At 61.8% G+C, this 22,926-nt stretch carries 25 protein-coding genes; 18 read left to right on the top strand and 7 right to left on the bottom strand.

Going from position 1 to position 22,926, the window contains the following annotated elements:
• The first annotated feature begins 2 nt into the window (after positions 1–2).
• The 17 genes from QF040_RS07015 (at position 3) to QF040_RS07095 (ending at position 14,845) form a co-directional block, all read left to right on the top strand.
• Entirely contained in the window at positions 3–569 is a 567-nt protein-coding gene (locus tag QF040_RS07015; protein WP_429610424.1) for a c-type cytochrome, read from the top strand.
• 1 nt (position 570) lies between these two features.
• A complete protein-coding gene (gene coxB / locus QF040_RS07020) occupies positions 571–1,644 on the top strand; it encodes a cytochrome c oxidase subunit II (protein WP_429610425.1) in 1,074 nt (357 codons plus the stop codon).
• A gap of 83 nt (positions 1,645–1,727) precedes the next feature.
• Positions 1,728–3,611 carry a cytochrome c oxidase subunit I gene (ctaD, locus tag QF040_RS07025; RefSeq protein ID WP_429614624.1) on the top strand — a complete coding sequence of 628 codons (1,884 nt, stop codon included), beginning with the start codon at positions 1,728–1,730 and terminating at the stop codon, positions 3,609–3,611.
• A gap of 71 nt (positions 3,612–3,682) precedes the next feature.
• Positions 3,683–4,273, top strand: a complete 591-nt coding sequence (locus QF040_RS07030) for a cytochrome c oxidase subunit 3 (protein WP_429614625.1) — start codon at positions 3,683–3,685, stop codon at positions 4,271–4,273.
• A 34-nt stretch (positions 4,274–4,307) separates the two neighbouring features.
• A complete protein-coding gene (locus QF040_RS07035; protein ID WP_429610426.1) occupies positions 4,308–4,634 on the top strand; it encodes a hypothetical protein in 327 nt (108 codons plus the stop codon).
• Positions 4,631–5,572 carry a cytochrome c oxidase assembly protein gene (locus QF040_RS07040; protein ID WP_429610427.1) on the top strand — a complete coding sequence of 314 codons (942 nt, stop codon included), beginning with the start codon at positions 4,631–4,633 and terminating at the stop codon, positions 5,570–5,572. Before QF040_RS07035 ends, QF040_RS07040 begins: the two co-directional genes overlap by 4 nt.
• Positions 5,573–6,620: 1,048 nt before the next feature.
• Positions 6,621–7,142, top strand: a complete 522-nt coding sequence (locus tag QF040_RS07045; RefSeq protein ID WP_429610428.1) for an AAA family ATPase — start codon at positions 6,621–6,623, stop codon at positions 7,140–7,142.
• Between the two features lie 204 nt (positions 7,143–7,346).
• The gene (locus QF040_RS07050) at positions 7,347–7,811 is read left to right on the top strand and encodes a hypothetical protein (protein WP_429610429.1); all 465 of its coding nucleotides are present in this window, start codon (positions 7,347–7,349) and stop codon (positions 7,809–7,811) included.
• A gap of 109 nt (positions 7,812–7,920) precedes the next feature.
• Positions 7,921–9,336, top strand: a complete 1,416-nt coding sequence (locus tag QF040_RS07055) for an IS1182 family transposase (protein ID WP_429610430.1) — start codon at positions 7,921–7,923, stop codon at positions 9,334–9,336.
• 157 nt (positions 9,337–9,493) lie between these two features.
• Positions 9,494–9,751, top strand: coding sequence for a hypothetical protein (locus QF040_RS07060; protein WP_429610431.1), 258 nt, complete (start codon positions 9,494–9,496; stop codon positions 9,749–9,751).
• 953 nt (positions 9,752–10,704) lie between these two features.
• Complete coding sequence (locus tag QF040_RS07065) at positions 10,705–11,286, top strand: hypothetical protein (RefSeq protein ID WP_429610432.1); 582 nt, start codon at positions 10,705–10,707, stop codon at positions 11,284–11,286.
• 206 nt (positions 11,287–11,492) lie between these two features.
• A complete protein-coding gene (locus tag QF040_RS07070; RefSeq protein WP_007830058.1) occupies positions 11,493–12,470 on the top strand; it encodes an IS5 family transposase in 978 nt (325 codons plus the stop codon).
• Positions 12,471–12,624: 154 nt separating this feature from the next.
• Positions 12,625–12,936 carry a DUF5076 domain-containing protein gene (locus QF040_RS07075; protein ID WP_429610433.1) on the top strand — a complete coding sequence of 104 codons (312 nt, stop codon included), beginning with the start codon at positions 12,625–12,627 and terminating at the stop codon, positions 12,934–12,936.
• A 71-nt stretch (positions 12,937–13,007) separates the two neighbouring features.
• Entirely contained in the window at positions 13,008–13,307 is a 300-nt protein-coding gene (locus tag QF040_RS07080) for a hypothetical protein (RefSeq protein ID WP_429610434.1), read from the top strand.
• A gap of 130 nt (positions 13,308–13,437) precedes the next feature.
• Entirely contained in the window at positions 13,438–13,857 is a 420-nt protein-coding gene (locus tag QF040_RS07085) for an SMI1/KNR4 family protein (RefSeq protein ID WP_083259227.1), read from the top strand.
• A 135-nt stretch (positions 13,858–13,992) separates the two neighbouring features.
• Complete coding sequence (locus QF040_RS07090) at positions 13,993–14,316, top strand: hypothetical protein (RefSeq protein ID WP_429610435.1); 324 nt, start codon at positions 13,993–13,995, stop codon at positions 14,314–14,316.
• Positions 14,317–14,413: 97 nt separating this feature from the next.
• Positions 14,414–14,845, top strand: coding sequence for a hypothetical protein (locus tag QF040_RS07095; protein ID WP_429610436.1), 432 nt, complete (start codon positions 14,414–14,416; stop codon positions 14,843–14,845).
• Between the two features lie 129 nt (positions 14,846–14,974).
• Here the strand turns inward: QF040_RS07095 and QF040_RS07100 are convergent, their stop codons facing one another.
• The 4 genes from QF040_RS07100 to QF040_RS07115 form a co-directional block, all read right to left on the bottom strand.
• Positions 14,975–15,307, bottom strand: coding sequence for a hypothetical protein (locus tag QF040_RS07100; protein ID WP_429610437.1), 333 nt, complete (start codon positions 15,305–15,307; stop codon positions 14,975–14,977).
• Between the two features lie 222 nt (positions 15,308–15,529).
• Positions 15,530–15,811, bottom strand: coding sequence for a hypothetical protein (locus QF040_RS07105; protein ID WP_429610438.1), 282 nt, complete (start codon positions 15,809–15,811; stop codon positions 15,530–15,532).
• A 258-nt stretch (positions 15,812–16,069) separates the two neighbouring features.
• On the bottom strand, positions 16,070–16,567 hold the full coding sequence (locus QF040_RS07110; protein ID WP_429610439.1) for a hypothetical protein: 498 nt from the start codon (positions 16,565–16,567) through the stop codon (positions 16,070–16,072).
• Between the two features lie 262 nt (positions 16,568–16,829).
• Positions 16,830–17,705, bottom strand: a complete 876-nt coding sequence (locus QF040_RS07115; protein WP_429610440.1) for a helix-turn-helix domain-containing protein — start codon at positions 17,703–17,705, stop codon at positions 16,830–16,832.
• Between the two features lie 442 nt (positions 17,706–18,147).
• Between QF040_RS07115 and QF040_RS07120 the strand changes: the two genes are divergently transcribed.
• Positions 18,148–19,047: a LysR family transcriptional regulator gene (locus tag QF040_RS07120; RefSeq protein ID WP_429610441.1), complete on the top strand. Its 900-nt coding sequence runs from the start codon at positions 18,148–18,150 to the stop codon at positions 19,045–19,047.
• A gap of 138 nt (positions 19,048–19,185) precedes the next feature.
• Here the strand turns inward: QF040_RS07120 and QF040_RS07125 are convergent, their stop codons facing one another.
• From QF040_RS07125 to QF040_RS07135, 3 genes are all read right to left on the bottom strand, one after another.
• Positions 19,186–19,608, bottom strand: a complete 423-nt coding sequence (locus QF040_RS07125) for a nuclear transport factor 2 family protein (protein ID WP_429610442.1) — start codon at positions 19,606–19,608, stop codon at positions 19,186–19,188.
• A gap of 63 nt (positions 19,609–19,671) precedes the next feature.
• Positions 19,672–20,643, bottom strand: a complete 972-nt coding sequence (locus QF040_RS07130; protein ID WP_429610443.1) for a zinc-dependent alcohol dehydrogenase family protein — start codon at positions 20,641–20,643, stop codon at positions 19,672–19,674.
• A 149-nt stretch (positions 20,644–20,792) separates the two neighbouring features.
• On the bottom strand, positions 20,793–22,601 hold the full coding sequence (locus QF040_RS07135) for an amidohydrolase (protein ID WP_429610444.1): 1,809 nt from the start codon (positions 22,599–22,601) through the stop codon (positions 20,793–20,795).
• Positions 22,602–22,926 lie beyond the last annotated feature (325 nt).

The following is a 22,926-nucleotide window of genomic DNA, read 5'->3' on the forward strand; positions in this document are numbered from 1 at the left end:
CAATGTGTGCCGCTCTGTGCGCCGCGCTGCTCGCCACCGGCTGCGAGCGCGAGCGCCGCGACTTCGAACCGCCGCAAGGCCAGGCCATCGCGCCCGGCACGCGCAACACGGCGCAGCAGCCCGGCGAGCCGACGCCCGCCCCGGCTGCGCAGGCGGCCGACATGCCGGCCACGCCCTACACCGTGGGCGACAACGCCTTTGCCGTCTCCCAGGGCAAGCGGCTGTACCGCTGGTACAACTGCAGCGCCTGCCATGCGCCCGGCGGCGGCGGCGACTGGGGGCCGGCGCTGTCGGACGACAAGTGGATCTATGGTTCGGCGCCGAACAACATCTTCCTGAGCATCGTGCAGGGCCGGCCCAACGGCATGCCGTCCTTCGGTGGCCACATTCCCGAAGACCAGGTCTGGCAGCTCGTGGCCTATGTGCGTTCGCTTTCCGGCCAACTGCGCAAGGACGTGGCGCCCGGCCGCTCGGATGCGCTGCAGGCCTCCGAGCCCGAGGTCTCTCGCGAACGCGAGCATCCCCAGCCCTACCTCCCGCGCGACGGCGCGCAGAACCCGGCCCGCTGACATGCGCAGACGCTCGCCTCCCCTTTTCACCCGCGGCACGCGCTGCGTCCGGTCGCTGCTGCTTGCGGCGGCCTGCGGAGCGCTGCTCGCCCTCGGCCTCGGTGCGGAGGCCGCGCCGCCGCAGGACGTGCTCTCGCCGGCCGGTCCGCAAGCCGCGCACATCCGCGACCTGTGGCACATCACGCTCGCGGTGTGCACCGTCGTGTTCGCGGGCGTGCTTGCCGCGGTGCTGGTCGCGCTGTGGCGTTCGCCGCGCGCGGACAGCGCCAGCGCCGCCGAACTCGATCCCGTGTCGGCGCGCGAGCGGCGCGCGGGCCGCCGCGTGGGCACGGCCGTCGCGGCTTCGGTGCTGCTGCTCCTGTTCCTGATCGTGGCGAGCGTGCTCACCGACCGCGCGCTCGCGCAGCTGTCGCTCAAGGACGCGGTGCGCATCGAGATCACCGCCAACCAATGGTGGTGGGAGGCGCGCTACGACGACGACGATCCCTCGCGCACCTTCACCACCGCCAACGAACTGCACATTCCCGCAGGGCGGCCGGTGCTCTTCACGCTGAAATCGAACGACGTGATCCACAGCCTCTGGGTGCCCAACCTGCACGGCAAGAAAGACCTGATTCCCGGCCGCACCGCGACCCTGCAATTGCAGGCCGACAAGCCCGGCGTCTACCGGGGCCAGTGCGCGGAGTTCTGCGGCTTCCAGCACGCGTTCATGGCCTTCCTGGTGGTGGCGCATCCGCCGGCCGAATACGAGGCCTGGGCCGCGGCGCAGCGCCGCACCGCCGTGGCTTCGGACGATCCGCAGGCCGTGCGCGGCCGCGCACTCTTTCTCGGCGGCACCTGCGTGATGTGCCACACGGTGCTGGGCACCACCGCGAGCGCGCACCGCGGGCCCGACCTCACGCACCTGGCATCGCGCCAGACGCTCGCCGCCGGCAGCCTGGCCAACACGCCGCAGGACCTGGAGCGCTGGATACGCAACCCCCAGCAGTTCAAGCCCGGCGTGAACATGCCGGCATCGAACCTGCCCGACGAAGACCTCAAGGCGCTGGTCGCCTACCTGCGGAGCCTTTCATGAGCCGCACCGCCTTCGACGAGTTGAAGCCCGCCGGCGGCCCGCGTCCGCGCGGCAACAGCGTGCCGCCCACGCCGGCCGACGCGATGGCGCTGGAGCGCACCTGGCGCGACCCGCCGGGCGTGCTGGGCTGGTTCTCGGCGATCAACCACAAGACCATCGCCAGGCGCTTCGTGCTGACGACCTTCGGCTTCTTCCTGGCCGGCGGGCTCATCGCGCTGCTCATGCGCCTGCAGCTGGCGGTGCCGCGCAACGGGCTGGTCGGGCCCGACCTCTACAACCAGCTGTTCTCGATGCACGGCACCACGATGATGTTTCTCTTCGCGGTGCCGGTGATGCAGGCGGTGGCGATGTATCTGATACCGCTGATGATCGGCGCGCGCAGCGTGGCCTTTCCGCGCATGAACGCCTATGCGTACTGGGTGTTCCTGTTCGGCGGGCTCATGCTGTACACCGCCTTCCTGCTGGACATCGGGCCGGACGCGGGCTGGTTCTCTTACGTGCCGCTGGCGGGCCCCGACTATTCACCCGGCAAGCGCGTGGACTTCTGGGCACAGCTCGTCACCTTCACCGAACTCTCCGCGCTGCTGGAGGCGGTGATCATCATCACCACGGTGTTCAAGCTGCGCGCCCCCGGCATGACGCTCGCGCGCATTCCGCTCTTCGTGTGGGCCATGCTGGTGACCGCCTTCATGGTGCTGTTCTCGATGCCGTCGGTCATGCTCGCGAGCACCGCGCTCATCATGGACAGGCTCGTCGGCACGCACTTCTACAACCCGGCGCAGAACGGCGACGTGCTGCTCTGGCAGCATCTGTTCTGGTTTTTCGGGCATCCGGAGGTCTACCTGATCTTCCTGCCGGGCCTGGGCTTCATCTCGGCGATCGTGCCGACCTTTGCGCGGCGGCCGATCTTCGGCTACACGGCGATGGTGCTCGCGCTGATCGCCACCGGATTCCTCGCCTTCGGACTCTGGGTGCACCACATGTTCGCGACCAACCTGCCGGAGCTGGGCAAGAGCTTCTTCACGGCGGTGAGCATGCTGATCGCCATTCCGTCGGCGGTGCAGATCTTCTGCTGGATCGCCACGCTCGCGACCGGCCGGCTGAACCTGAAGACGCCGCTGCTCTTCGTGCTGGCCTTCTTCTTCATCCTCGTGATGGGCGGGCTCACCGGCGTCATGCTGGCTTCGGTGCCGCTCGACCTGCAGGTGCACGACACCTACTTCGTGGTGGCGCACCTGCACTACGTGCTGCTCGGCGGCGCGGTGTTTCCGCTGGTGGGCGCCATCTACTACTGGTATCCCAAGTTCACCGGGCGGCTCATGAGCGAGCGGCTGGGACGCTGGAACTTCTGGCTCTTCTTCATCGGCTTCAACGTGGCCTTTTTTCCGATGCATCTGCTGGGGCTGCAAGGCATGCCGCGCCGCGTGTACAGCTACCCCGCGGAAATGGGCTGGGGCGCGATGAATTTCATCGCCACGCTGGGTGCCCTGATGATCGCGGCGAGCGTGCTGGTCTTCATCGTGAACCTGTGGCGCAGCCGCCGCCACGGCGAGCCGGCCGGTGCCGACCCATGGGGCGGCGGCACGCTCGAATGGGCCACCGCATCGCCGCCTTCGGCCGCGAACTTCGAGGCCATTCCGGTCGTGTACGGCTGCAATCCGGTGTGGGAGGCGGGCCTGCGGCCTGTGGGCGCCCCGACCGCGGTGGGCGGGCTGGCCGTCGATGCGCGCGAGCAGCTCGTCACCAGCGTGCTCGACGCGCAGCCGGACCACCGTTCGCAGTTCCCGCAGCCCTCGGTCTGGCCCTTCGTCTCGGCCGTGGCGACCACGGTGCTTTTCGTGGGCTCGATCTTCACGCCGTGGGCGGTGGTGTGGGGCGCGGTGCCGGTGGCCGTGGCAATGACGCTGTGGTTCTGGCCGCGCCGCGGCGAGACGCGCACCCATGTCGCGCTGGAGCAGCAGCCATGAGCGGCAGGCGCAACACCCCGAGTGCGAGCACCGCCATCGATCCGCGCCACACCGTGCGCGTGGACGGGCTGATGCTCGATGCGGCGCCGCTGCCGAGCTACGCCTTCGGGAACCGCAGCCTCATGTGGTGGGGCACGCTGGGGCTGATCGCCATCGAGGGCACGGTGTTCGCGCTGGCGATCGTCGCGTATTTCTATTTGCGAAGCCTCGCGCCGCGCTGGCCGCTGAACGCCCAGCCGCCCGACCTGTTGTGGGGCACGCTCAACACGGTGGTGCTGCTTACGAGCATGGTGCCCAACCACATGCTCAAGCGCGCCGCGGAAGCCGGCGACCTGAAGCGGCTTCGCATCGGCTTCGCGCTGTGCCTCCTGTTCTCGGTCGCGTTCCTGGTGGTGCGCATCTTCGAGTTCCGCGGGCTCAACGTGTGGTGGGACACCGACGCCTACGGCTCGGTGGTGTGGCTGCTGCTGGGCCTGCACACGCTGCACCTTCTCACCGACACCTACGACACGGCCGTTCTCGCCGTGCTGATGCGCACCGGCCCGCTGGAAGGCCGGCGGCTGGTCGATGCGAGCGAGAACGCGCAGTACTGGTATTTCGTCGTGCTGAGCTGGCTGCCGATCTATTTCGTCATCTACGTGGCGCCGCACATCCAGCGATGAGCGCACGCGCCAAAGGAAGAAAGGAAAACGCCGCATGTGGAACTGGCTCGCGCTCCTGGGAACGCCCGTCGTGAGCCTCACGGTGCTCGGACTCGGCTTTGCGCTGGTGACGCCTTCGTGCGCGCACCAGACGCTCGCCTGGGTGCATGCGGTTCACGCCGCCGGCGTGGTGCTCGGCCTCGTGTTCAGCGTCGGCGCGGCCCGGCAGCGCGCGGCTTCACGCGATCGCCTCGCGCCAGCGGACATGCAGGCGCGCCGGCATTTCGTGCATGCGATGGCGCTGCCGGTCGGGCTGCTGTTCACCCTGGTCATGGTGGCCGAGTGGTTCGTCGCCTGGGTGCTGTCGCCATGCGCGGCATGACGCGAGCGCCGGCGCTGTCCGCCTGTACCGCGGTCGCATGCCTTGCGGCCGCGCCGCTGGCCCGCGCCCACGTGCCCGACCTGCCGGCCGGCAGCACCGACGTACCGTGGACTTTCGAGCCCTGGGTCGTCTGCCTGCTGCTGCTCGGCAGCGCCCTCTACGCAGCGGGATTGCGCAACCTCTGGCGCCGCGCCGGCATGCACCGGGGCGTGAGCGGATGGCAGGCGGCCGCCTTTGCGGGCGGGCAGCTGGCGCTGGTCGCGGCGCTGGTGTCGCCGCTAGATGCGCTGGGCACGCTGCTTTTTTCGGCGCACATGGTGCAGCACGAAATCCTGATGGTGGTCGCGGCGCCGCTGCTCGTCATCGGCCGGCCGCTTGCGGTGTGGACATGGGGCCTGCCGCCGCGCTGGCGATCTGGTGCGGGAGATGCCGCGCGGCTCGGGCCCATTGCCGCCACGTGGCGCGTGCTGACCCATCCCGCGGTCGCGTGGGCGCTGCATGGCGTGGTGCTGTGGGCCTGGCACATGCCGGGGCTGTTCGAGGCCGCGCTGGCGCGACCGGGCGTTCACACGCTGCAGCACACCAGCTTCTTCGCGAGCGCCCTCCTCTTCTGGTGGGCGCCGCTGGGCAGCGCCTCGCGCCAGGGCCAGGGCGCCTCGATGTTCTACCTGTTCACCACCATGGTCCACACGGCGGCCCTCGGCGCGCTGCTGACGCTGTCGCCTGCACTCTGGTACCCGGCCTATGCGTCGACCTCGCCGGCCTTCGGACTCGATCCTCTCGAGGACCAGCAACTCGGCGGGCTGGTGATGTGGGTGCCAGCGGGCCTGGCCTACCTGGCGGTGGGCCTCGCGCTCGCTGCACGGTGGCTGAGAGACGGCGGCACGGCGCGCGGAGCGGCGCTGAAGATGCAGGCGCCGGGCTCCGCGATGAAGTAGCCCGGTCGGATCGAGAGGGCCGCGTTCGTGCGGGACTCCACCGCCAGAGCGACACCCTGCGGAAGGTGCTGGCGACCGCCTGAAGAACGCCGCGACACGGTCGGGTGCGACGTCACGCGACCACTCGCTCAGGCACAGCACGGCGCACCGGCGATGCGGCGGCATACATGCCATCGCGATCGCTCACCTTGTAGGGCTTGTCGTTGGGCTTCAGTGCCCCAGCGTTTTGTCGGTGAGACCGGAACAACTAAACCCTTGTCGCATCTCGATTTTTTTGGAAAACCCGATACTCATTGGAATCCTGTGACACAGCCCCGGATCATTCCCACTCGATAGTCAATTGGCTGGGAAAAGTCGCATGGATAAAGCCTTGGGGAGCACACCGTTTTTCTCATACCGTCAGGAATACCGTCAGCATTCAGCGACTGTGCCCCGTTCCAAACTCATGCTAAATTTTTGATCGCCTCAAGCCCAGCCCAGCGGACGCTGACACATCGAAAAGTGGCAGATATATTTTCCTCCTGAGAAGACCTAGACGCGTCCTGCATGTCATCCGGCGCTCTCGCAATGCGGAGCGCAAGCCGAAGCACGACCCCCAATCAGCTGTCCAGAAAGTCGCGGCCGAGTGGACGGTGTCCTGCAAAAGGTCACAGCACCTTTATCAAGCTCAGCTCACCGGATCCATTCCGCCGGCGTAGCGCGTGCGCTGCTTTCGACTCTGGGGTTTGCCGAGCATCAGCCTCTTGTCAGCGAGGCTGGTTGGCCAATCACCCGATATGTGCAGGAAGGCGGAATTCGGCCAGAGCGGAAGTACGAATCGAGCATCTAGCCTGACCTCGGTGCATCAGCGTCCCACGCAAACGGATTGCTGAGACCTCTGGAACTCGCGATCCTTGCTCTCTCTATGGCTTGCTCGCAATTCGCGTCCATTATTCGCACCATCCGAAGGATGGTGGGTTAGCGCACGGCCTGAATAGCCAAAGCAACCCGCCCCACGAGGCGGGTTTTTTCTGTCTCCTGGGGCTTTTAAAAGTTACTGGAGATTGGAATGCTCGAAACCGAAACCTCGCGGACTGCCGCCGCTTCTTTCTTGCCAGGGGTCCTGCACATGGTCTGCGGGAAGATCGCTTCCGGAAAGTCGACGCTCACCAAGCACCTCGCAGCGCAGCCGAAGACGGTTCTCCTCAGCGAGGACGATTGGCTCGCACACCTCTACCCGAACGAGATTCAAGTCCTCGTGGATTACGTGCGCTGTGCCGGTAAATTGCGCGAAGCGATGTCGGGCCACGTCGCGGCACTGCTCGCGGCCGGCACGTCCGTTGTACTCGACGTCCCCTCGAACACCCCCACTACGAGAAGTTGGGCTCGAGGCATCTTCGAGAAAGCTGAAGCAGCGCATCGCCTGCACTACTTGGAGGTTCCCGACGAAGTTTGCAAAGAGCGCCTGCGTGCCCGTAACCTTTCGGGCGAACACCCGTTTCAAACAACCGATGCGGAGTTCGATCAAATCACCAGCCATTTCATCCCGCCTGGGACGAAGGAAGGCTTCAATATAGTTCGCTATGACTGAAGATGTGGCCGCCCCGCGTCTGCCGACGCGCATTTGAAGTCGGCCGCAAAATGCAGAATACGGCCATGAGCGGCCGTTCGCCGACAGCCCTCAATTCGCTCGGAAGCAGACGTTCAAGGCGTCTCGCACGCAGCGGGGAGGGCCTCGCGCCAGCGGCCACCATTCGCTACTGCGGCAAAATCCTCCGTGGTGTTTGAGGGGAAGATGATGAAGACATTCGGACTTGTGCATTGCGCCATGGATGGCGAGCTGTTGGGAACCTCAACCTTGCAGGCATCCACGCTCTCGCAAAAGTGGCTCGCCTATTGCGACGGTCTCTTGTCCGGCGGACCTATCGTCTCCACCCATCTGGACGGTCCGTTGGCTTCGTGGAGCTTGGAGTGCGCAGCAGGAAAGTGCAACTTCAGAATCGGCGATCATCTTGTGTACGCCTGTGCAATCCTCCGCGAGGGCGCCGATCTGCAGAACCAGCAGCTTCTGGATTCATTGGCCTCGCCCGTTTGGCAGCGCGTCCTCGTTCATGCATCCGATGAGCGCCCATTTGTCATCGTCGCAAATTTCTTCCCGGAGGACATATCGAAAGAGGACAGTGCAGCGATGTTCCAGTTCGCATACCACTTCGCAGCTGGGTATTTGAAGTGGTTTGAGGGCAACCGCGTTGCGGCCTGAAACGCCAAGGCACTGACAGCATCCGGCTGATTGTGTTGAAAAACTCGCCCGAATTCCAGTAGCTGGCTCGCCGTTTGCATGCCCCTCGTTATCGACGGAGGTACGCATCATGATGGGTCAGAGCACCGTTCAAGATCAGCTGTTCTACGCATTCAACCTGGAAGATCACGTCCCGCGCGATCACCTGCTTCGAGGCGTTGACCGCTTCCTCGATCTGAGCGAACTGCGCCAGCATCTTGCGCCGTTCTACAGCCATACCGGCCGGCCTTCGATCGATCCCGAGCTCATGATCCGCATGCTCGTCATCGGCTACTGCCTGGGCATCCGTTCCGAGCGCCGACTCTGCGAGGAAGTCCACCTGAACCTGGCCTACCGCTGGTTCTGTCGTCTGGGCCTGGAAGACAGAGTTCCCGATCACTCGACGTTTTCCAAGAACCGCCATGGCCGGTTCCGCCAGAGCGATGCATTCCGATTTGTCTTCGAGACGGTGCTTCACCGCTGTATGACCGAAGGGTTGGTTCAAGGCGAAGGATTCGCCATCGATGCCAGCATCATCAAGGCCGACGCCAACCGTGCGCGCAGTGTTCCTGCTTCCGAGGTCGCGCAATGGCGCCAGGGCACCCAATGCAACCGCGCGGTGCGCGAGTACCTTGACGCCCTCGATGCCAACAATCCGGTGGCCGAGGATGCACTCGAAGAAGTGCACGACAAGACGGCTGCATCGCGGAACATCTCCCCGACCGACCCGGCTGCGCAATGGACCGCAGCGCCAGGTGGTCCGGCGTTCTACGCTTACTCAACCAACTACCTGATCGATCTGTCGGCGGGAATCATCATGGATGTGGAGGCAACGCCGGCACACCGCACGCCGGAGGTCGACTCCACCCGGACGATGATTGACCGTGTCGAGCAGCGCTTCGACATCAAGCCGCGGCGAATCGTCGGCGACACCGCGTACGGCACCGCCCCACTGCTGGGCTGGATGGTCGAAGACAAGCAGATCGAACCTCACGTGCCTGTGTGGGACAAGACGGTCCGCAAGGACGGAAGTCTGTCGATCAGCGAGTTCCAGTGGCAGCCCGAGCGCAATGAATATGTTTGCCCTGAAGGGCGTGCGTTGCGCAACGACCGGCGGCAGTTCACGACGCCGCGCACCCGCATCACCAAGGCCGACACCGTTATCTATCGGGCGAGCCAGGCAGACTGCGTCGACTGTCGGATGAAGGATCGCTGCTGCCCGAGCACACCGTTCCGAAAGATCGCCCGCAGCATCCACGAGGGTGCTCGTGAGGTGGCACGGTCCATCGCGCAGACACCGCAGTACGGACAGTCGCGCAGGGAGCGCAAGAAGGTGGAGATGCTGTTCGCGCACCTCAAGCGCATCATGAAGCTGGATCGACTCCGGCTTCGCGGGCTCAGTGGTGCGCAGGATGAGTTCTTGATGGCTGCCACAGCCCAGAACCTCAGGCGAATGGCCAAGTGGTTGATGCCATCCGAAGTCGATACGGCAATGAAGACAGCGTGAGGTGCGCCTGCAAGGCTGACACGTGTTCCCCGAATCGCCTACTCGATTGCGAACTTGTGGGCTCGCCACTGCAGGCTAGATTCAAGGCGAGTTTTTCAACACAATCGGCTAAAACCGGTCACTCAGTCATCCCGCAAACATCACAACAGGAGCGAACGTGGTCTTCCTTGCAATCACCCCTAGCGGTCTAAAAGATGCACTGCGGGAGGCCGCCGGTTCGGGTACTGCGATTTGGTGTGGTGCTGATGCAGTCTCCGAGCAGGACTTCGCCGTGCTGAAGGGGAAAGGCCTAACGCGCTTCTCGTATGCACTTGGAGCGCGAGAACAGCCGGTCCTGGAGGACGCGCTCGATACCATCGGCCAGCATCACCCCGACGAGATTGTTTGGGTGGAAGCCGCCGCCTCTGCGGGTTGACCGAACCCGATCAACTGCGGACGTTCCAAGCGACCTTTCACCTCGAAGCTAATGTTTGACCAGATTCGCCAGGGACGAAGTCCATGCGCTGTCTTCAGGCAAGTTCTTGAGATAGCCCCCGCCCTGACAAACAGGCGACTCGCCTCGCTGTTCTACGAAGAGTTCAGCGAAGTCGATTCGGTGGCCGTGCAGCACATTTGGTACTGGAAGTCGCCGCGCAGACCCACCGGACATCTATCGGACGCGGAACTCGACGGAGCTTTGGCGCCTTTGCTGCGGACGGCTGGATACCTTGAAGGTGCGTTTTAGTATCCCGCAGACGGCCAAGCGCGAGAGCCGCAACCGGCTACAGTCGGCTAGGAGCGGTCGCTTCGCTCTTGGGCAAAGCGCCATACCAAATGTCGAATCCAGTTCAACTTGACTTCTCACAACCCGAGACTGCCTGAGTCACTCGACGACCAAATCGAGTGGTTCCACCGCCTTGCGGCATTGCCAGCGAGCGAATTACTCGCTTGGGCGAGGTCCAATGAAGTCGTAGATTTTTCCGTGTTCGTTCGTCGCCATCTAAGCGGTGTCTCCCCGCCTTCGCTCGGGGCTCCTGCCGAAGCCGTGAACGCTGTCGCCGTTTTGAGAGAGAACGAATCGAGTTGGAATCGCGCCCTGCAACGAGTGCTCATTCGAGCTGAAGACGTCAAGAGCGAGTCGCTCGCCGAAGCGAAAGACCTGCTGCTTGCATTTGCGAGGGAGTGCCCATGGGTGCTATTCAAAGAAGTAGCAACGAATCAGGCTAGCTGGTACTAGTCGATTCTTGTCAATTCGATGGCCGGACGATCGCCTCGAAGGACAGCTTTCGGGGCCGCTGAATGACCGCAGCGGACCCAGATCTCCGAGCCGGCGACGGGCCACAGTCGGCCAGAACCCGACACTCAAAACCGACGCACTTTGAGCATCACATGACCCTATCGATTTCCAGCGCACAAGACCAACGCGGCGAGTTCTATGGCCATGTATTCGAGAGCGCCTCGTCCGGCGTCCCGCGCGGTCTGTTTTGGAATCTTTCCTTGCCCTGTGCGCCCATTTCATGGGAAGGAGAGGACTGGGAATGCTCGGTCCTGTGTGAATGGCTTCAATGGCCTGTTCGGGACTGGAAAAATCTGGACGGAGCAACTTTGCGTACAAGCTCCGACCCTGAGTCCGTTGAATGCTCGATTTATTTCATGGCGCACCATCCGGTGCGCCTCGAGTCGCTTTCCATCAAGCGAGTCGCGCATTCGACACGCTTCGAGGTTGCACTTTCTGGCGCGTTCGACCTGCAGGGCTATGGCGAGCTCGATGCTCAGAACATCCCCTTGACCTTGCACGGCGAGGTCGATCTTGACGGAGTCGTCGTGGTGCCGGGCAACTTCTTTCCGAAGCCTTCTGACGCCTCAGATGTGATTCGGCTGGTTGAACCGTTCTTGAACCCTTTCAATCTCGCTGAGCCCGAGTGGGACAGATTCCGCTACGTGCTGAGAGCCGAACTCCAGAAGGCATAGCACCCGTTTTACAGGCATCGAGAGCGGGTGTCGAACGGCTGCTTCAGAGGAGAACGTCCAGTCGATATGGGCCCCTTCGCGACTGCAGCGCGACAGGCTACAGTCGGCCATGAGCAGACCTTCGGCGCAGCCTTAGACCTAGGGAAGGTCTGATCAAGAGCACGTTTCTTGCATGAAGGACTGAACCCTGCAAAGGAGCACGAGCGATGAGTCAGATCAGTTTTTCGGATGCCGAGCAAGCAGGCAAGAGGAAGAAGACAAGGCGCGAAGTCTTCCTTGCCGAGATGGAACTGGTGGTGCCTTGGAAGGCGCTGCTCAAAGTCATCGAACCCCACTATCCAGTGGCAGGCCGAGGCCGTCGCCCCTACCCGCTGCAAGCCATGCTGCGTGTGCACCTGATGCAGAACTGGTTCGCCCTGAGCGACCCGGCGATGGAAGAAGCCTTGTACGAGATCGCCTCGCTGCGCACGTTCGCCGGACTTGGTCTGGAGGCGATCCCCGACGAGACGACCATCCTGAACTTCCGCCACTTGCTGGAAGCCAGCGATCTGGCTGAAGACATCTTCAAGCAGGTCAACGCCCATCTGGCCAGGAAGGGACTGCTCTTGAAGCGCGGCTCTATCGTGGACGCCACGATCATCGCGGCGCCCAGTTCCACCAAGAACGAGAGCGGCGAGCGAGACCCTGAGATGCACCAGACGAAGAAGGGCAACCAGTGGCACTTCGGGATGAAGGCGCACATCGGTGTGGATGCGGACTCGGGGCTGGTGCACACGGTGACGACCACCGCGGCCAACGAAGCGGACGTGGAGCAGGTGGATGATCTGCTGCACGGCAAAGAGGACACGGTGTGGGCAGACTCTGGCTATCGCGGAGCACAGAGCCGAGTCAAGCGGGATGTGCAGTGGCACATTGCGGGCAGGCCCAGCGACATGGCGAAGATGCCCGAGGGCCGAGCCAAGGCCAGAGCACGCAAGCAGGAATACCAGAAGGCCAGCATCCGGGCGAAGGTGGAGCACCCGTTTCGGGTGATCAAGCGGCAGTTCGGCCTGGCGAAGGTGAGGTTCAAGGGACTGGCCAAGAACACGGCGCATGTGATCACGCTGTTTGCGCTGTCGAACCTGTGGATGGCCAGGAAGAAACTGATTGCGATGATGGGACAGGTGCGCCCGCAGGCAGCGTGAAGGGAGCAAAGAGGCCTTCAAACACGTGGGATGCCCGGCGCGATGAGCCCGCAAGCGCGGCGGCACAACACGCACACTCGTCATCAAGCCAATTTACGACTTGATCAGACATTCCCTAGACCGCATCCGGTCCTTCCAAACGCATTTGAAGCACATGCAACCCTTGATCGTCCCTCCGGCAGCACAGCGCGACGAAAAATCGATTCAGATGCTCAGCGCATGGGTAGCCGAGAAGGGGCTGCATTGCTCCCTCAAAATCGGCATGTGGCAGGAGAACGGTCGTAGTGAGGCTCCCGCGTGGGGCATATTGCTGGCTGACACAATCCGCCACATCGCCAATGCGCTTCAGGAGAGCTATGGGCGGGCGGCGCCAGACACTATTGCTTCTATCCTTGAGTCGCTGCAAAACGAACTCGATGCGCCGACATCGGCGACAAAGGGCGACTTCAGTCCCGGACACTCTTAGCAGGTCAGCAAATCCATCGCGATACGCCGGACGCCCAAATTCGGCCAATTGCGGACACTCAAAGGAGCTTCATGTTCAGCTTACTGACGGACGTCGTCGTCGGAATCTTCGAGTTCATCGTTGACGTGGTGCTCTTCAGAGGGCAGCGCCGCAAGCGCGATCACGGCGACCGTGCAGTCTCCGAGGACGCGAGCGAGATCGCACGCTTTGACCTCATCACACTGACCTACATTAGTCTCGCGTCGGTCGCATTGATATTTTTTCTGAGCTTCATCGCGGGTGTTCCTGTGGGTTGGAGCGTCGCGGTTGGTATCGCTGTGGGAGTGGTTTGGGGCGTCTGGCGATACATGCAGTTGGTCAATAGCCCATGAGATCATGGACGCATGACGGCCGGCGACAGGATGACGGACTTCGGCCAGTAGCCGTCACTCGACGCAGGGGGCCAATTCGCTCCGAAGCAGACGCTCGACGCTCACACGTCAATGTTGGAACATTAGAAGCATGCTGAGAGAACACTTCCCCGATTGGCGGTACGGCCCCCCCGCGTCCGCAGACGCGATTGCTGAAGCTGAGGCGGTACTTGGGGTTCGCTTTCCCGATGAGCTTCGGGCGCTCTATCTTGAAGCGGACGGAGTGAGGGAGAACCTTGGGAATGCAGCCTATTTGCTGCCGCTATCGGACAAAGAGTCGCTGGTAGATCTCACGAAATCTTTATGGGCGGAATGGGAAGGCTTCAGGCCGGAGTTTGACCTCAAGCCTTTTGTTTTCTTTGGCAGTTCCATGAGCGACGATCTGTGGGGCATAAATTGGATGCAGCCGGGTCAAGTGATCGCTTTTCATCATCACATGGAAGGGGCCTATGAAGTCGCAGGAACAACTATCCTCGATGTTTATCGTGCCGACTTCACCCGATCTGGATAGCGAATCGCGGGGTCCTGAGAGCGCTTGTGGGCGCGATTCAATCTGGAAATGCAACCGCATCGGGCTCGCTGCCACCTCATGTGAAGGGCTCAGTCCGGCCACAACCGACCGTTCGCGAGGCCATCAGAATCCTTCATGAGCCCTCATTCAAAAACGATGAACCGCTGGATTCCGATTTCTCGTGACGAGCTGGAGGAGCTGGTGTCCGCTCAACTCACCGAGTGTTCACCAGAACACGCCCAACAATTTGCCCGTCTTCGCGTCCCGTTTCGAACCGCGTCGGTCATGCGTGATGGTGTGATTGAATCAGTATTTATCGTGGCACAGCTTGAAGAAATGGCCATTTACTACGAAGACATTGAAGATGGGTTCAACGTTTCAGAGGTTGCGCCCGATGGCTCCATTGCCCCCCTGGCTTCGAGCAGTGGACCATCGCCGATGCGATTCAACGTCTTCTAGCCTTCCCTTACGATTGCGTTCGCCGCGGGCCTACTTCCTCTCTTCGTTGACAGGAAAAGTTCGGCCACAACCAGACCTTCGCCAGTAGGCGCCACCGATGGATGTCCACAGCCTCACCAAAGCCTTGCACCCCATCTTCCGGATCGTTGGGGTCAAACCTGCCGCAACCGCCGCGGAGATTGACGGACTGAGAGCAGCGGCAGCGGTGCCGCTGCCGCCCGACTACCTGGCTGTCGTGACTGAAATGACGGAAGTTGAGCTGCTGGTGAACGGTAAAAAGTACCTTCGGATCTGGGGACCTAAGCGCTGCATCGAGATGAACGCCGCCTATCAAGTACAGAAGCACATTCCACGTTCCCTAGCCATTGGTGACGATGAAGGAGGGATGGCGCTAGTGCTGATGGAAGGACGAACTGGCAATGGCCTGTACATGGTCGATTTCTCGGTCCTTGACGCGAGCGACGCGACGCTTCTTGCATCAACAATTGGAGACTTGCTGTTCAAGGGCGTCGGATGGCAGTCCGTCTAAAGGCATCCAGAGGCCCGGCGTTGCCCGTCTCCTTTGGAGCTATCAGAAAGTCTGTGTTGGGGTCAGAAGCTCAGCCGAGCGCGACGGGCTAAAGTCGGCCACAAGCAGCCTTTCGAGGGTGAAGCGCAACTAGGCCAGTGTCTCGACTCGCGCTACGACAGTTGCGCTTTGCCTTGCCTTGCGCTTTTTGAAGCTGCGAGACATGAAGAACGCTAGAAGGATGAATGGGAGGCTGACTCCGGTCACCTTGCCGGCGTAGGTAGCAATTTCGACAGTGGTGTGGGATGCATTGATAAGCCAGGTGTGGAGCGCAACGTTTGCTGCGACCAAGAGCCAAAAGTAAATGCCAGCCCCGTTCACCCGCAGCTTGCCAACAACTTTGTTGATGACCCAAGCCAGCGACAGAATCACGACAAGAACAAAGGCGAAGAGGATTACTGCTGTGAAGATTCTCTGGTCCACCTGTTTCCCTCGCGATTTAGCTGTTGCGGCAAATGGTACAGGCAGTTATGTGCGAAGCGACCCCATTGCTAGAGCGTCATGCCCGAAACCTTGCCGATCGGAGGCTTAGCGCCTCAGGGCCGCAGGCCCCCGCGAACGACCGCTTTCCTCAGGGCGCGATGTCCGCTTCGGGCCCCTTTGCGAAGGCAGAGCCACTGGCTACAGTCGGCCAGGAGCGGACCCTCAACCCTGCCTCCCGTCGGGCTTGATCTTCCGTCCATAGATGCACTGGGCAACCAGACTGGCCACCCCGCCAGCGGCACCGTAGAGACCGTAGATGTACAGGCTGTCAACGCTCACGTAGAGGTAGATCAGCGCGATCAGCGGCAAAAACACAGAGGCGGCGACCCAGTACCACCCCGGTTTCTCGAAGTCACTTCGGCTGCGCCCGAGGAAGCGCTCGATGACTAAGGACGCCACGAAAACGAGGCACATCGCCACAAGTACGGGCAGGATCGAGAGCATGCCGGACTGTAAATCAAGATGCAGATATCCAAGCTGGACCACCGGCTAGGAATTCAGCTGTGCATCATGAGCCCGATGTCTTCAGGGGCGACGCCGAAATGCTTTGCGAATTGACCGTCGCGCCAGCAATGCTCGACTCCATGTCGGTTTGATGGTGGAAGCCCGCATGATCCGAAGGTCGCTCCGGGCCCTTTGTGCCTTCAGTTCGTCTGGCTACACTCGGCCACGACCGGCCCTTCATGGGCGCATTCGAAGTACTCAGTCGCAGAGTTGCGGTACGCCGTGGTGTACCAACCGTGCGGGCTCGGAGATCGCCTCTAGATGCAGGTGGATGTCTTGGTCATCACCCAGAATTCCACTCTCTGGGCGCGACGTGAATGCGGTGATTCGGTAGAACCCATCGCTCAACTGAATCACCTGGTCATCATTGCAATCTGCATCCCAGGACATCAGCTCGAAAAGGTCTCGAATCTGCAAAATGCCATCACGTATCTCGAGGCCCAGTCGGACCTTGTAATCGGCTTGAGCTAGGGCGGCGTCATCAGGCGGGTCGGTGCGTAGATGCAAGCGCCATGCACCAGGAGAACCGGTGCAAAACGCAGCGATTCTGGAGGAGTTAACCAGGTCCGCAACATCTGTCGGATTGGTGAAGCTGCTGGTGAGGAAGTCCTCTCCCTGCGCAATATCCGCAGTGGCCCACGGGGAGTGAAGAACTATCCCCATACCCGAGGTTACGAGGTGGATGATTTTTGGCATGGCAGTTCAACGATGCTTGAGCGGAAACCGACTCTACTTGAACGGCAGCTTTTGGATTTCGCGACCGGCAGCTTCGGGCCCTGAGCCGTCGTCCGATCTTCTCGAAAGCGGTCGCTTGTTGCGCGACGTCGTTGCGTGGGTCGAAGCCAAATGGCGCGCTATTTGCCTATGCGTGCGCTTGGGACCCGTGCCACAGCATCGTCCATTGAGGCGGCGTAGGCGCGGATGGCCCTGTCGGGCGCTAAGGGCGCCTTCAGTCTCGTTAAGTGAGCCGGTCCATCCGCCATGCAGCCGGAGTGGCACCGGTCATTTTGCGGAATGTCCGACCAAAGTGAACCGCGTCCGCAAAGCCGGTGGCGTCGGCAATATCCTGCAGGCACCAATTGGTGTTCACCAGCAGTTCCTGGGCTCGCTCTACACGAGCCCGCAGCTGCCATTGATACGGTGCCAGACCAGTCGACGCCTTGAAGGCGCGGCTGTAGTGCGACAGTGACAAACCGGCCAGTTTGGCAAGTGTGGCAAGGTCCACTCTCGCCGGCATCTTCGCCTCGAGATAGCTTATTGCATCTTTAAGTTGAATCGCTGACAGCCCGCGCTCGCTTCCTTTGACCTCTTTGGGACGTTCGAAAAGCCTGGCTGCAATTGCTGTAGTCAGCGAGTCTCCATATAGCTGAGCGGTAGGGTCAGAGTCATCAATCGCTTCTGTAAGCAACTTGATCAACGTCCACAACCGGTCATCAGAGAAGCGGAGCCGAGGAGCATCGATTGATTCTGTTGAGTCAGATATTCCCAGGCGTTCCTGGAGCATGTCCGCGTCGAAGGTGATCCCGCCGCACTTGAGAAAGCAGGCATCTCCCGAATGTCCCCACAGCTCCATCTCCGCCGGTGCGAAATAGATGGGGCGAGGCCTGTAGGCAATTGGATTGGGTATGTGGGGTGCCGACCTGAGCTCAGCGCGGTGCCGCCCGACGTATTCGAGTTCAGCGCCAATTCGAGTGGAGTCTTGATTTTTCTCCAGTTGAAACAAGACGCTGCCCGTGCAGTTGTATTCAGTCAGACTGACATGCATGCCATTCCAGCAACGAGTGGACAGCTTCACCGTGGCCACGTTCTCAGGAAGTTCAAATTCGTTCAACATACGTATGAGACTGCTTTCGACTCACGCCAAGGCGCGTCTTGTTTACCTGGTTCGACCGATAGGCCGCCGAACATTGCTCGACCAACCATTCACTAAAGCCACGGCTGAGGTCCGCGGCCTGCTGCCGAGTAGGGAGTCGCGCTCCCTCGACGGCGAACATGCGCTGGCCGTCGAGTTGAAAAGGTCCATCGCCACGCAAGCACCTCGCAGCGCGCCTGGATCAACAGGTTCCCTGAACGACGCGGGCTCAGTGCCACGTCAGAAAGAGTGGGCAACTACCTCGCAGCGATGCGCAAATCATCTGTGCCTAGTGACGACCTGATCTTTCGTATCTCGAGACGCCGACACCGCCGAAGCCTGCTTGGTGACCATGTTCGCACGCCATTTCGTGGCACGGTAGACCCATAATCTGCGCATCAATGTCGCAGAACCAGGAACGCTGGTGGATATCGAAGAACTAAGAACCTTTGTAGAAGTTGCCGACGCGGGAGGCATCACGGCGGCCGCCGCCCGTCTCGGCGTCGCTAAGTCCATCGTCAGCCGACGGCTCATTCGGCTTGAGGCGGAGTTGGGCGTTCAGTTGCTCGCTCGCACAACGCGAGGCGCATCCCTCACCGAGGCTGGTGCGGCGTTTCGTGACCATGCAGCCAGGGTGTGTGCGGAGATAGATGTTGCCCAGGAGACGATGCTGCCCGCCGGGGAGCTTCGCGGACGACTACGCGTCGCGGCGCCGCTGTCTTTCGGTCCAACCCACTTCGCACCAGTACTCGCCGAGATGGCCAATCGTCATCCTCAGCTTCATATCCAGACCTGCTACACCGACCGGTTCGTCGACCTGGTTGCTGAAGGGTATGACTGCGCCATTCGCGTTGGCCATCTTCCGAACTCCAGCCTTGTCGCTCGCTATGTTGGACCTGTGAACGGGAGTCTGGTCGCAAGCCCTGCCTACATCAACGCGCACGGCGCGCCTCAGACGCTGGACGAACTCCTCGACCACGAAGCGCTGATGCAGGGCACGGAAACCTGGCAGTTGATGGATGGAAACGTAGTCGTATCCGTTCGACCGCAGGGCCGCTTCAAAGCTGACAACGGAATTGCTCTCGTCGCCGCGGCCGTGGCAGGATTAGGCATTGGATACTTGCCTCTTGGACTCACACGCCCCCATCTGGCCTCCGGCGCGCTGGTGGTGATCATGCCAAAACATCCAACCAGGCCAGCAGGCGCCTACGTTGTGCGCCCGCCAGGTCAGCATCCCGCGCGGAAGATCAGGGTGCTGACGGAGATGCTGACGGACTACTTCAGGCTGTTTCCAGACTTCGACCATGAAGTCTCCGTTACCTAGTCAGCGGATATCCCTCCCTTCATGAATGCTTCCGTCGTTGCAGCAGGGATGGTGTCCGATCAAGTGGACACCCTGGAAGACTCGAAGGTAGCCAGGTACGCTGACCACCTCCCACCGTGCAGGAAGAAGAGGATCTCTTCACTCGGGCTGGCATGGCGCTGTCAACGAACTAACGCGCGCTGCTTCAAGGCCGCGTTCGCCGGACGCTTGCGCGCTATTGCTGTCCAGGATGATTGAGAAGCTCGCCGTCTGTCGCGTGACAAATCCGTTCGTCACCACGAAGGTGTCGGCTCCGAAGTTGATGCTTGAAGCCGCAGATTCACATGCCCATTCCACATACGCCAGGTCTTGGTGAATCACGGCGACATCGGTCCTCCATATAGCGTCGGGGAGATCATCGATCAGCGTCGCATAGAAGTGCGCGATCTCTTGTGGGCCACGGTACGTGGTGCCATTGATGATCGCCACGGCGTCCTTCGCGTAGTGGGCCGAGATCTTGGCGGGGTTCTGCTCACGGAGCGCAGCCTCGTGGCTCGCAAGAACTTCTTCGGTCGTTAGCACCAAGCGACTCCTTGCCCGTGGCTGGCAGATCGAAAGTGCCCGACCCGCAGGTGCATGCGCCGATCAAGCAACGGAGATCACCACTTTTCCGTGGAACGGCTTGCCGTCGACTTCACGGCGCTCGAGGACCGTGTGCGCCTGCGGAATCTGGTCGAGCGAGAAGGTCGCACCGATGATCGGGCGGATCCGGCCGCTCTCTAGCAGCGTCTTGAGCGCGAGCAGTTTGCCCCGATTCTGGCGAGTGAAGACAAAGTGGTATTCGGCGTTCACGCCCCATGCCGCGACAAGGTTTTGGGGCGTGGCCAGGTCGACGATCGACACGACACGGCCCCCGTCGCTGAGCACATGAGGCGACTGGCTCAAAGTCGTCCCGCCGATCGTGTCGAAGACCACGTTCACGCCCTTCTTCCCCGTCAGGCCGGCGATCTCCTGGACGTAGTCCTGGCTGGTGAAGTCGATGGCGTGGTCTGCACCCAGCTCGCGAACGAACGCCAGATCTCCGGTCCTGCAAGTCGTGAACACAGTTGCGCCCATCGCCTTGGCGAGTTGAATCGCGATGGAGCCAACACCGCCAGCTCCGCCATGGATCAACACAGACTCGGCCGGATGCAATCTGGCTCGCGTGACAAGGGCCTCCCAGGCCGTCCCTCCGACGAGGGTCGTGGAGGCCGCTTCTTCGTGCGTCAAGTTGGCAGGCTTTCGGGTCACCAGCGCCTCAGCCACGACGTTGTACTGAGCGTAGGAGCCTCCTTTCGGACCAAAGATCTGCGGCGTGTAGAACACCTCGTCCCCCACTGCGAAGTCGGCCACGCCGGGGCCCACCTTTTCCACGACGCCGGAGACGTCATGGCCGATGACGGCGGGAAGGGGGACATATGCCGGATAGTCGCCCCGGCGGATTTGGTAATCGAGCGGGTTGATGGCTGTGGCGAGCACACGCACCAACAATTCGCCCGCCCCGGCTTCAGGAACTGCCACCTCCTGCAGCTCGAAGCTGTCAGGCCCGCCAAACTTCTTCAGAACGATCGCTTTCATATCAGTATCCTTTCAGTGCCCCGGTAAGGGATAGGAACTTTCCATGCGGCCCGCGAAGAACGCTCACGACGTGCGCCGGGACGTGCTTCACACGATGTGGCACATCGGCACGACAACTTACCGGTCCGGGCTTGCTTGGTCTGATGACTTCACTGAGCGTGGTGATAGCCGCCAAAGTGTTTGATGGGCGACCAGGCGGGCAGTATCTCGGGCAATGCCGGCGACAGCGACTGGTAGCCCTGAGCGCCGTATACCACCCGACCATCCATGACCGTCAAGACCGAGGAAATGGATTTGATCTGGGATTCCGCAACAGCAAAGTAGTCCCTGTCCAGCAGCGCGAAGTCGGCGAGGTGGCCGGGGGCGATCATGCCCATCTCGGCTTCGGCGTTCAGGAACCACGCCGCATTGCGAGTGAACAGCCTCAACGCTTCGGCGCGCGACAGGCGGTTGTCCTTGGCCAGCACTTCGGCCCCGGAGACCGACTTCCCCGACACCATCCAGCTGATGCCGACCCAGGGATTGAACGAGGCCGCGCGGAATGCGTCCGTGGTCATCGCCAGGGGGATGCCGCTGTCGACAAGCTGGCGCAGGCGTGGGGTCAGCAATGCCTTGTCGCGACCGTGGGTCTTGATGAAGGCCTCGCCGTGCAGCGCCATCTTGGCGTCCAGAGCGATGCCGCCGCCGAGCGCCTTGACCCTTGCGACGTTTGCGGGACTGATGGTCTCGGCGTGTTCGATGCTCCACCGCAGACCATCGAGCGGCATCTTCTCGTTGAGTTTCTCGAGCGCATCGAGGAAAGGCGTGATGTTCTCGTCGTAGGTGATGTGCTCGCGGAAAGGAATGCGCCGTTGGACCAGCTTGGAAATGTCCCGCTCCACCAGTTCCCGCATCTTGTGCGGCTCGATGATGACCGCCGGGCGGTCGAAGTTCTCGTGGTCGTGCACTTCCACCGAAAGCAACTCGCCAGCTCCCTGGTAGGCGTGGCCATGGGCGAGGTGCGGGTGCAGGTTGTGCCCGGGACTGATCGGCGCAGTCTTCGTGATTGCCGTGATCTGCGCGTCCACCACGTTGAAGTCGGCGCCCTCCCCGAATTGGATGTCCACGAAGGGCATGCGGATGTTGAGGCGATTGTCGCGGGCTAGAGCATTCACGGTAGGCACGGCCTTGGGATAGCCGCGGAATCCCGTCCCCGCATCGACTATGGAAGTGACGCCGACGCGGTTGAGACTATGAATCGTCTGCACCAGGGAACTGACCTCCTCGTCGAAGGAGAGCTGGGGGACCATGGCCTCCATGGCGATGAACGTGAACGTGTAGCCATGGACTACGCCGGTGTACCTGCCCTGCGCGTCCTTTTCAAGTTCGGTACCCGGCAATTGGGGGAACTTCTCGGTGCCCGCGCCGAGGGCATCCATCGCCTGCTGGTTCAGGAACGCGCGGTTGTAGGCGTACTGCACGATCAACGGGCGATCGGGGACGGCCTTCCGGAGTTCGTCCATTGTGGGAAAGCGCTTCTCTTCGAACTGGTAGGGAGACCAGCCGCCAATCACCTTGACCCAGTGGCCTTCCGGCGTTCGTCTGGCTTGCTCGCTGAGCATCGACAGGGCCCGGCGCAGCGTTGGAACGCCTTCCCATCGCAGGGTGTAGTTGTATCCGCCTTCGTTGAGGACGTGGGTGTGGGCATCGATGATGCCCGGGATGAGCCGCCGGCCGCCGGAATCGATGAGTCGGGTGTTTGAGTTCTTCAAAGCCAGCACCTCGGCATCCGTGCCGACCGAGTAGATACGGCCGCTTTTGACGGCCACGGCGGACGCCGCGGGCTGTGCCGGATTGCCGGTGAAGATCTTGGCGTTGTGCACGATCAGGTCCGCGCCGGGGGCATCCTGCCTGGCTTGTGCATGGGCGTGGGTCAAGCCATTCGCCACCATCAGTCCAATCACGAGTATCAACTTCACTGCCATTCCTCATCGATGAATTTGAAAGAACACCGCGACGCGCCAAATGTCGATCAACGGGTTGAACTTCGCCGAGGTGTGCGTTGAGGAGGAGGATGCTGCCGTCTTGCTTCCACACAGTCACTGATCGTTCTTGACGGTGGCAGCACGATTCGCTCATGGACAGTGCTTCGATCTCCGCGGCGGCCGTCGCCAGACACTAGGTCGCCGCCGCGGCAAACGGGTCTGGCTGAGGCACACCTTCGATCCGGGGAACTGCCTGCCTGTGCTCGGGCCGGACTCGGCTGGTCGGCCGTCAAGTGAGCAATTCGAACTGTCAGCCGCA

The organism is Variovorax sp. W2I14 (genome assembly GCF_050435205.1).
GTDB classification, from domain to species: domain Bacteria; phylum Pseudomonadota; class Gammaproteobacteria; order Burkholderiales; family Burkholderiaceae_C; genus Variovorax; species Variovorax paradoxus_C.